The organism is Aureispira sp. CCB-QB1 (assembly GCF_000724545.1).
Lineage (GTDB): Bacteria > Bacteroidota > Bacteroidia > Chitinophagales > Saprospiraceae > Aureispira.
The window spans coordinates 1-9,220 of sequence record NZ_JHBV01000148.1; the positions used below are offsets into that span (position 1 = coordinate 1).

Here is a 9,220-nt window from a genome sequence, read left to right on the forward strand (position 1 = left end):
ACTTTAGGGTACAAAGCCCCTTTCGGGATTATAAGTCCTCGCATGTGTGGGCGCGAATAGTCAACTTTTTCTAATTAACTCTATTCTTTCCATATTTATTCCCAATGGAGCTTATTTTATTGCCATTTTTAACTATTTTTCTACTACTAAACTCATATTCCCAAAGGATATTTACCTCTGTTTTAGGAAAATTTACACAAATGAGATTTAGAGAATTATTTTCATTGACAATATTTGAAATGCGTCCTAAAATGGTATCTGTATTTCTATATGGTTTAGCAATGTAAGAGATAGAAGAATACAAAACGAAAATACTGAGGATTCCGAATCCTAATAAATATTTTTTCATGAGAGAAGGCTTTATTCCATCTACCAATCTCTAGGAGCAACGAGCGTTTCTAAATCAGCTTCAAATCCATATGATTTTGCAATGAACTCAAAATCTAAAGAAATCGTTTCTCTAGCCACGGTCTCTATTTCGCTTCCATTGTCGTAAAAATCATTTTGCAAGTCGTTAATTTTTTCTGTAGCTCTATGAGTAATGGCATATAATTCTTTTAAGTCTTTAGGAGGAGTACTTTCAATTTCAAAACAAACTTCGAGCAATACATTTTTAACCTTATCTACTGGAGATTTTGGAAAATAGGAGTCGAGGTACATTTGACTTAGAAATTTGTAATTTTTTATACCTTTAGTCTTTAATTCACTTTGATTTAGCATAGTTGTGTTTAAGTTGATTCAAAAAAACGAGATATTAAATTAATGAAAAAATGTAGGTTAGTATTACTAGGTCTAGCGCCCTATTAATTAGACAATTTTACAGACGGTTATAGAAATGTACTTTGTAATGCGACAAAACTTCCCTCTGGCTCTTATTACCCAAAAGTGTTACCCTTTGGATGCCTTGTTTTTCAAAAAAAGAGCCTTCTAGAACAATGGGCGACTAAGCGCTAATTTATTGAAATTACACAGCGGCTATTTTTCCAATTGTACTCGAGGTGTTCAGTGCAACAACACGATAAAATTAGTGGGATCTCATGGATTAGCTTAATTTTGATTGCTAATTATTTTATAATCAATTACTTATTAAGATTGGCATTGCATTTTTTAGCATGTTTGTAAACTAGTTCTATGAAAACAGAAATATTATTTTTTTGGGTAAAATTAAATATAGCTTTTTCTTTCTTTTTAAAGAATCTTTTTTTTTCATTTTCAGATATATAATTACGCCAATATATTTGTCTTGACATATTATTGGGGGAGTTGATATATATTATAACATAGGAACTATAAGTCGTATCTATTTTTACAATATCTTTAAAATTAAAAGAATATGTTATTGTATCAGCTAATTCACTAATTACATTGTGATTGCTTATAGAACAATAACATTTATCTTTTAATTTTAAAGATACATCCCCAATAGTTATTATATCTTCATCTTGGATTTTTAACGATTCCTTACAACCAATTATACTTAATAGACTAAAAAAAAGCACTTTGAAAGGTAATAATTTCATACAATATTTTTTTAATGATATTCAAGTATAACTTTTTGATTATTTTTTCCTTTTCCTAAGTTTTTACCTTCTACTGTGGTAATTTGATTTGGATTTACCTTTAAGTCTTTGACTAAGATTTGTTTAATCCTTTCAGTTCTAATCATCATTAAGTCACTAATAGTAAGACTTAAATCATCTTTAGTCATATCTTTCTTAGCTTTTAATTTTTCTTTTTTTAAGTGTGCTTCATCAGTGGCTTTATTCCCAGACAAGGTGTCATTTGGCATAATGTGGTCTGTTGGGACATCTTCTTTAAAATCATCTAAATTAGCCATTGTAGCTTTAGGTGTGTTTTTCTTATTCATGGATGTATTACCAATAAGTTTAATTTTTACACTAGGATTTTCGTTAAGAAAAGTTGCAATCACTTTTAATTGTGCATCATCTTTTGTTTTGATTTTGTTAGAGTTTGCATCAAATGTGATTTCTAACATGATAGGCTCTATACACTCTTCAGGCAAAGCAGCCAATTTATCTTCTTGCTCTTTTAATTTTTTCTTCTCAGTTTCAATTTCTTTTTCTAGTTTTTCAACTTCTGTTTTGATAGTAGGTTTAGATTCCCAGTTAGGAACTTTCTTGAGACGATTAACTTCGGTTTGCTTTTCCACAAGTAACTTTTTATCATCATCAATACAATCCTGCATCTTTAAGGTTATCACTCATGTTTTTGATTATTTTTGCTAAAAAGGTTTCTTAAAGTTTATTAATATCCGTCTGGTTATATACTACATTGTGATAATAAATATAGCTAATTTTGTGAGTAAAATTACAGATTTTACTGAGTTATTGCATGCAGACAATTTCCGAACTTTTCTCGAAATTCCTGCCTTGATATATATTATTCTATTTTCAATTCGTTGATATATTTTTTTATGATTTCTCTAGAGTCTAATTTAGCTTCAAGAAGTTTTTCTTTAAATTTGGCTTGGTTTATTTCTTTCCATAGGTTAAGACAAACTATTTTTAATAACTCATCGTTTAGTTTCCATGCTTTTTCAAGAAGAGGGGATAAATTTTTCAATCCTAGATAGTGAAGTGATTTCAAGGAGTGTCTTTTTATATCTACGTCTTCGTCATCGAAGTAGTTTAAGGCAATTTTAATAGCCTTTGGAATATCATTTTTAACCTTTCGTAATGAAGAAGCACATTGTTGTTTGAAGCTCCATTCATTTGATTTAAGACCGAATTTAGAAAGTATTAACAATTGATTTTCAGACATTCCTATTTGACTAATTTCTTCTTTGAAATATGGAAAAATAATCCCTACATCCCATTGTCTTGCAAGTAAGTAGCCTATTGTTTCAAGCACTTCATCTTTTAGCTTCGAAAAATCCAGTTCTTTAAAGGCTTTTTCAAATGTATTTTCAACTTCAGCCCATTTGGGGTAGCCAGTGTCATCATACTTTTCATTTATAATATCATCATAACTATAATTAGCCTTTAGCCAGTTTTTAAAGTTTTTTTTATGATCCGTTATTTCGTTGATTAAATCTTGATTCTTCAAATCTATTAATGGTTTTAGCCTCTCGTAGCTCCAATGGTCATATACGACCTGTTATAGACCGCATTTCTTAGGAGTTTTTCAGTTTTTCTTTCAGATTTTTATCAATTTTTTCAATATAAACTCTCCCATACTTACCATCTTCAAGATTTGAATATAATCCCCTCGGTAGGTCATTTTTAATTTCTTTACAGACTTTTCCCCCAGCCAATGCAATAGCTGCAACGGTGTCAACATCACCTGTATAAGAAATACATTTTTTTAATAAATCAGCCATGCTGTTAGTTTCTTGAATAGCTGTGATGGCAGCTCTAACACTCATCCACCCTTTAGAGCGGACTTTACCTGCCCAACTATTTAACCAATCGCCTTTTACATTTGATTTAATGAATTTAGCCAAGTCTTTTTTCTTTCCATTTTCCCAGATGAAGAAATGAGGAATTAAGGCGGATGCTTTAGCAGCATTTATTCCATCCTTAGTATTGTGAGTAATGGCGGCTTGAATTTCAGCTTTTTCAAGGACTTCTTTTTTGTCTTTAAAAATACCAATTACTGGTGCCCTCATAGCTGCACCACTCTTTTCACTGGTGGGATTTATTTTTTCTAAAAACTCTTCACCACTTTTAATCTTTCTCAAGAAGTGGTAGAATCCTTGAGCGTACCCTTCTCTTTCATCTCTTTTAAAGACCTCAACAAATTTATTTGCAATATTTAAATCTGTCCAATCTTTATTTTCAAGAATTAATTCAGCAATACCCAAACTCATTTGGGTATCATCTGTATACATGCCAGGCTTAGTTCCCAAATGTTTAGGATATTGTCTGTAATTAAGATTATTGTACCTATGAATAATTTCTCTTTCCACATATTCAAAGCCAGCACCATAAGCATCTCCAATTGCCAGTTCTAATATCATTTATATATTTTAGTTTTTGATAATGACTATATAATCGCAATTGATTTTTATAAGTTCCAATTTGGTTTATTTTTTTGCTTTCTTATGGCCTTTAATGCTGATATCTATGGTGTGATCCCCCATAAGTATATACATAGTGTTGTCAAGAGTTTTTGTCTTTTCTTTTTAAACAGTATTCCTGCAAAAAATAGACTTATAAGAACTAAGAACTTTAAAATGTAATCCTCGAAAAAATTTAAAGTTTTTGAAGTTTTTATGTGATTGAGAAATGTTTGATCTAATCTTTTTCGGTCATCCCAGCCTTCATTGTAATTATCATTAAAGGGAGGGTGAGTTCTTGAGCAGAGCCAAGTCCACAGTTTGATAGAATTTTCTTGTGTACTGACAGATTTTTGATTTTTTGCATAAACTATATAACCTTGTCCAAAATCAAAAAACACATCACAACTAGTGCCTTCTTGGTATATTTCTACTACTTTTTTTGAACTGCCTTTCCATTTCTTTATAACTTCAAAAGTTGTGCACCAAGTTTTTGTTGAGCTATGAGAAAAGCCATCAATTTTAGTTGGAAGGTGCTGGTCAATTTCATGGATTTTAATGACCTTGCCATAAAATATTTCAGTTGATTCATCTATGGCTATATTAAAGGGGATTGAGTCGCAACTACAGCCGAAAGAAGAGTTTAGGAGTACCAAATTTAAAATTGATAGAGATATAATTTTTCTAATGAAGCCAAGTTTATGGAGACTCATTATTGGTATTGAGCATGTTATTGATTCTGTTTTCTGCTTCTTTTTTTGAAATACCTTCATAGTAATCTTTTACGAAAGGATGATCAAAATTTTTGTGAGGAATGATTAAAGGTCTTAAATTTCCTTTTCTAGTATATACTGTGGTTGGAATAGCTAAGGTGTCTTCATATTCTGGAATCACATTACATAACCATCCAAAATACTTAGTAACGTGGTTTTTATTATTAAAGTTTTCTCGATAATCCAAATAGCTTTTTTCACTTAATGAAACCCAGAATCTATAATTCAAGTCTAAAGAGTGGAGGTCTTTCCTTCAGCGTTACAATATAGCAAAATCTGTGATTTTGTGACTCCAAGGGCGGAGGATGTTGTTAAGCGGTTACTGACACTTCCCATGATCATATGCATGTTGTTAGCTTTTCGTTATTTTTTATCAATTCTAACTGATTCGTATAGTTCTATAAATTTATCAAAATCAAAATTAGAAAAAAGCTCAGGCATGCTTTCTCGAAATTGCGTTAAACCAGCTTCGTGAGTTCCTTTAATGTGACTTACTAATACAATTTGCCACCAACTAAATCCTTTGGACACAATTAATAACTTTAAATAGCCTTCCAAATCTACATTCAGAGGTTCAACATTGCTTTCGAAGGCATGTAAATACAGTCCTGTCTTATCGGGTCTATCCACAAAGAAACCTACGCAACCATTGGATTCATAAAACATATCTAGCGGACGAAAACCTTTCATATTGGGGGCCCAATCATGACCGCCAAAATCTTCATCCCAATTTATCATCAGCCTATTAACGGGATAAAAATGAAAAGTTCCCTGAATCTCTCTTTTATCTCGATGTTTCCAGTGTAGTCTAAGTTCGGTCAAACTGCTGTATAAAGTTTCAAGTCCATTGGCTTTTATGAACTCACTTTCTTTCTCTGTATATTGGGATTTTACTTCATTATAGATGACGGCTTCAACGTAGAGTTTTTTATTTGCTTCTATGGGCTGATAAATAGGCATATATAATTCTTCTATCCAGTTGTTCATACTTAATCTAAAATTGGTTATTTAATGAAAGTTAACTAACGGTCATGTCTGCGGCGTGGCGCGCCATGCTACATACCTAATTTAAGACATTCGCAAGCAAAATCACAGATTTTGATAGTAAACTTGTTTTCGGACTAGTAGCAAAATCTGTGATTTTGCGCTCCCAAGCCATACGTTCACCGTCCCATTCATTGCACCGATAAAGTTTCTGATGTCTTTTCTCGAACTTTATTTTTAGAAAATCTTTTTGCCTAGATGTAGATTTTATCTAATCCAAGTTTATCTTCATTTATGATACCATCAATGCCTCCATCTGAGGATTTTGGAGTTTCGATAAAATCTCCATAGCCTATTTTTTTAGAAGAATGAGTATAACTTTTTCAAAATAGTATGGATATATTGCCTTTAGTCTTTCAAGTAATTCTTCTTTTATGGAGGACTCGATTTGTCTAAAACCTTCATCAATTAAATCTTGAGGAGAGGAGAGTTAAATGTCGCTTGTAGCTACGCCTTTTACCTTTTTGTTTTCTTCAGTATAAAAGTTTAGAATATTAGTATCCTCTTCAACTTCTTTGGTGAGTTTCGGGTAATATTTTTCAATGACAAGTCTTTGCATTTCTCTTGTATGAAGAATTTTCCCATTACTTAAAATATCTAAAATCGGATTGAAGGTTTTATGAAATTTTGGAATCTCTTTATTCATCGGTTTTGTATTTTCTACTCAATGTTATGACAATTATACATCAATATACAAATCTTATTGAATTTAATGATACTGAAAGAATTTTTGAGTGAAGTTGAATTCTACACAACTACTCACTAAATACAATAGTCTATTGTGGCTATTTCCAATAAATAAATGCCTACAGGATTAAAAAACTAATTGTGTAATTCTGTGCAGATATAGGGGAGAAGGTTGTTTACTTCGTGAGATCATATTGCTTAGTTAGCTGCGCTACTACTTCGTGGTTTATAGAATTTTTCTGGGTGATTACTTGTGCCTTAGCAAGGCTTTGAATTAAGACATTTTATTAAGGCTAGTAATAAGTTCTAGCCTTAATAAAACGAAAGAACGGCGTTTAGAATTTTTTGTCTGAAGAGATTCTATTTACGTCTACTGTAGAAGAAAGATTGCATAAAATATCTGTTAATAGAATACCTTTGTCATCTTCATTACTCAAGATAGAAACAGCGTGGAAGCCAATTTTAGTATAGTTTTCAGTAGCTGTAAAGTTGACGGTTTTGTAAATAAATACCCCTTTATCGTCTGAATTATTGAGCGTAGTGGTATAAATTACTTTTTTACCAGCTGTTACAATGAGTTGTTTGGTACCAGCGTTAGGACGTGGAGCAAAAGCAAAAGCAAGTGTATAAATTCCATTTTTTCGAGTTGGAATAACTTGTTGAATGGCTGACTTTTGATCTAGTTCTACGAAATTTGTCCCTACAAAATTATCTGCCAAGCCATATTCTTTGTATCCATCAGAATGCTCAATATGTGCCTTAATCGGTTCGTCTTTATTGAGTAGCAGAACTTCCCAATTATTGGTTCCATCTGCAAATTGACCATTTTTAATTAGATTATCTTGTGCAAAAGAATAAATTGTGAAAGAAAAAAAGAGAATGGAGAAGAGTAATGATTTTAACATTGTTAGAATATAATTATTAGAATTAAAAAATATATAATAAATGAAGGACAAGGATAAATAGGTGAACAAGGAAGTAAAGTTAGTAAAAATACACTGTATTTCCAATAAATTATTTTTTAACTAAAACTTAATTTGAAAGGCGAATTTACTTAAAATCATAAGTGTTATATAAAATAATTTATAATTTAACAGAAATAACATTTAGCCTTAATACAAAGTTATGAATCATAACAATTCTTTAATTTTATTAGTTCATGGTTTCTTCAAAAATTACAAAGACATGGAACCCCTCCAAGAGCATCTCAGCCAGTGGGGGTATCATACGCATCTAGTAAACCTACCAACAACATTTGAGCGACTAGAAACCATCTACGAAGTCTTTAAAATAGAACTTTCCAAGATCAATACGGCATCTTATTCCAACATTCATATGGTAGGGCATAGCATGGGTGGTTTGATTATTCGATACTATCTATCAAAACAGGTCGTGCCCAATTTAGGACGTTGTGTGTTTATTGGTACTCCCAATAAAGGAACTCGTTTAGCAGACATTGGTCTTAAAATTCCTTTATTGCCAAGATTATTAAAACCGATAATAGCTTTGCACTCAAAATCTGTGGCAATTGACTTGCCGTTAAATATCCCTATTCCTAATATTGGGATTATAGCAGGGACGAATCATCGATTAATTACGGGGAGTTTTTTAAAGCAGCCTAACGATGGTCGAGTAGAAGTGGACGCTACCAAATTGGAACCTTCTATTATGACAGATTTTATAACGTTAAATTACGTTCATACTCAAATTCACAAAGAAAGCATTACAGCCAGGCAGGTACATAATTTTATACAGAATGGACGCTTTGGAGCATGATAAGCAGGACAGAAATTGTACGCATTCTAGGTTTGTTCCTTCAATAATATTAGGAAAAAAATCAAAAAAATGTCATTTCTCACATCTTTTTTATATTAGAATTGTTATATAATTAAGTTGCACATCGAGCAATAGTTATAAAATAGCAACTCATATACTATACATATACAACTATTAACGCTCTCAATATAAATCAAAAATACACAATATATTTTATACTCCTTGTATTGCTACCCAATACGAGCTGTAACCCTAATGCTTGTATGTTGGGTATTGTAGTAAATAATTTTCTAACTTAAAAACAAAAAAACATGAATAAGGTAATTTCAATAGGATTAATCGTAATAGGAATCGGACTAGGAATCTTTGGTTATACACAAGTAAATGACAATACTAAGTCTTTGGAAATCGGGAATTTAGAGCTGTCTGCCCAAAAAGATAGCGAATCAACAACAGGATACTTAATGCTTGGAGCTGGTGCCATCTTTTTGATTGGAGGAGTTATTGGTATTACCAAAAAATAAGACAATACATAGGTCGGCATATAGGCAGTACTTAACTTTCAATAACTCTTTTAATAGTTTGAAATTTAGACATATTATTCACTGCTAAATAGACCTTCTCTACATATAAAAGAATGTTTTTTCGTGAAAGAAATAGATGTTCTAATAAGCCAATGAATTGAAAAGCTTTTGAGAAGTTTTTGGATTTGTTGGCTTTTTTTGTGGTACCATGAAGTTGGTTTTGTTACTCGTTGTGGCTTGTTAGAGTCATGAGATAGAGGGCTGAGTATTCTGCTAAAAATGCTCCTGAAACCATCGTTTTTCGTTAAAGATTCCTAACTCAAGTTACGCAAAGATTAAAGAAATTAAGTTATAAAGTTTAACTTTATAGAATGGAAGATAAATTAGACTTATACACA

Annotated in this window: 14 protein-coding genes; 2 read left to right on the forward strand and 12 right to left on the reverse strand. The window is 31.5% G+C overall.

Features of this window, described 5'->3' with window-relative positions; all coding sequences use genetic code 11:
* Positions 1–70: 70 nt before the first annotated feature.
* From CG11_RS28195 to CG11_RS28245, 12 genes are all read right to left on the reverse strand, one after another.
* Positions 71–349, reverse strand: a complete 279-nt coding sequence (locus tag CG11_RS28195) for a hypothetical protein (protein ID WP_052600261.1) — start codon at positions 347–349, stop codon at positions 71–73.
* A gap of 20 nt (positions 350–369) precedes the next feature.
* Positions 370–720 (reverse strand): DUF5713 family protein, encoded by a 351-nt coding sequence (locus tag CG11_RS28200; RefSeq protein ID WP_052600262.1) that lies wholly within the window; start codon positions 718–720, stop codon positions 370–372.
* A gap of 359 nt (positions 721–1,079) precedes the next feature.
* Positions 1,080–1,520, reverse strand: a complete 441-nt coding sequence (locus CG11_RS28205; protein WP_052600263.1) for a hypothetical protein — start codon at positions 1,518–1,520, stop codon at positions 1,080–1,082.
* A gap of 11 nt (positions 1,521–1,531) precedes the next feature.
* On the reverse strand, positions 1,532–2,206 hold the full coding sequence (locus CG11_RS28210; protein WP_052600264.1) for a hypothetical protein: 675 nt from the start codon (positions 2,204–2,206) through the stop codon (positions 1,532–1,534).
* A gap of 194 nt (positions 2,207–2,400) precedes the next feature.
* Positions 2,401–3,066, reverse strand: coding sequence for a hypothetical protein (locus CG11_RS28215; protein ID WP_052600265.1), 666 nt, complete (start codon positions 3,064–3,066; stop codon positions 2,401–2,403).
* 67 nt (positions 3,067–3,133) lie between these two features.
* Positions 3,134–3,979 carry an ADP-ribosylglycohydrolase family protein gene (locus tag CG11_RS28220; protein ID WP_052600266.1) on the reverse strand — a complete coding sequence of 282 codons (846 nt, stop codon included), beginning with the start codon at positions 3,977–3,979 and terminating at the stop codon, positions 3,134–3,136.
* Positions 3,980–4,083: 104 nt separating this feature from the next.
* A complete protein-coding gene (locus CG11_RS28225; RefSeq protein ID WP_052600267.1) occupies positions 4,084–4,731 on the reverse strand; it encodes a hypothetical protein in 648 nt (215 codons plus the stop codon).
* Positions 4,718–5,020 (reverse strand): DUF2199 domain-containing protein, encoded by a 303-nt coding sequence (locus tag CG11_RS28230; protein ID WP_072011022.1) that lies wholly within the window; start codon positions 5,018–5,020, stop codon positions 4,718–4,720. Before CG11_RS28230 ends, CG11_RS28225 begins: the two co-directional genes overlap by 14 nt.
* Before the next feature lie 134 nt (positions 5,021–5,154).
* Entirely contained in the window at positions 5,155–5,778 is a 624-nt protein-coding gene (locus CG11_RS28235; RefSeq protein ID WP_052600269.1) for a hypothetical protein, read from the reverse strand.
* Between the two features lie 251 nt (positions 5,779–6,029).
* A complete protein-coding gene (locus CG11_RS31120) occupies positions 6,030–6,131 on the reverse strand; it encodes a restriction endonuclease (protein ID WP_072011023.1) in 102 nt (33 codons plus the stop codon).
* A gap of 134 nt (positions 6,132–6,265) precedes the next feature.
* Positions 6,266–6,481: a hypothetical protein gene (locus CG11_RS30725; RefSeq protein ID WP_052600270.1), complete on the reverse strand. Its 216-nt coding sequence runs from the start codon at positions 6,479–6,481 to the stop codon at positions 6,266–6,268.
* A 376-nt stretch (positions 6,482–6,857) separates the two neighbouring features.
* Positions 6,858–7,427, reverse strand: coding sequence for a DUF642 domain-containing protein (locus CG11_RS28245; protein ID WP_052600271.1), 570 nt, complete (start codon positions 7,425–7,427; stop codon positions 6,858–6,860).
* A gap of 220 nt (positions 7,428–7,647) precedes the next feature.
* Between CG11_RS28245 and CG11_RS28250 the strand changes: the two genes are divergently transcribed.
* Both CG11_RS28250 and CG11_RS28255 read left to right on the forward strand, forming a co-directional pair.
* Entirely contained in the window at positions 7,648–8,298 is a 651-nt protein-coding gene (locus CG11_RS28250; RefSeq protein ID WP_052600272.1) for a triacylglycerol lipase, read from the forward strand.
* 311 nt (positions 8,299–8,609) lie between these two features.
* Positions 8,610–8,822, forward strand: coding sequence for a hypothetical protein (locus tag CG11_RS28255; RefSeq protein ID WP_052600273.1), 213 nt, complete (start codon positions 8,610–8,612; stop codon positions 8,820–8,822).
* The last annotated feature ends 398 nt before the right edge of the window (positions 8,823–9,220 follow it).

What these genes read in the sequence shown, in the direction of transcription:
- CG11_RS28195 (WP_052600261.1), bottom strand. Translation starts at nt 349, where the DNA reads ATGAAAAAATATTTATTAGGATTCGGAATCCTCAGTATTTTCGTTTTG.
- CG11_RS28200 (WP_052600262.1), bottom strand. Translation starts at nt 720, where the DNA reads ATGCTAAATCAAAGTGAATTAAAGACTAAAGGTATAAAAAATTACAAA.
- CG11_RS28205 (WP_052600263.1), bottom strand. Translation starts at nt 1,520, where the DNA reads ATGAAATTATTACCTTTCAAAGTGCTTTTTTTTAGTCTATTAAGTATA.
- CG11_RS28210 (WP_052600264.1), bottom strand. Translation starts at nt 2,206, where the DNA reads ATGCAGGATTGTATTGATGATGATAAAAAGTTACTTGTGGAAAAGCAA.
- CG11_RS28220 (WP_052600266.1), bottom strand. Translation starts at nt 3,979, where the DNA reads ATGATATTAGAACTGGCAATTGGAGATGCTTATGGTGCTGGCTTTGAA.
- CG11_RS28225 (WP_052600267.1), bottom strand. Translation starts at nt 4,731, where the DNA reads ATGAGTCTCCATAAACTTGGCTTCATTAGAAAAATTATATCTCTATCA.
- CG11_RS28235 (WP_052600269.1), bottom strand. Translation starts at nt 5,778, where the DNA reads ATGAACAACTGGATAGAAGAATTATATATGCCTATTTATCAGCCCATA.
- CG11_RS30725 (WP_052600270.1), bottom strand. Translation starts at nt 6,481, where the DNA reads ATGAATAAAGAGATTCCAAAATTTCATAAAACCTTCAATCCGATTTTA.
- CG11_RS28245 (WP_052600271.1), bottom strand. Translation starts at nt 7,427, where the DNA reads ATGTTAAAATCATTACTCTTCTCCATTCTCTTTTTTTCTTTCACAATT.
- CG11_RS28250 (WP_052600272.1), top strand. Translation starts at nt 7,648, where the DNA reads ATGAATCATAACAATTCTTTAATTTTATTAGTTCATGGTTTCTTCAAA.
- CG11_RS28255 (WP_052600273.1), top strand. Translation starts at nt 8,610, where the DNA reads ATGAATAAGGTAATTTCAATAGGATTAATCGTAATAGGAATCGGACTA.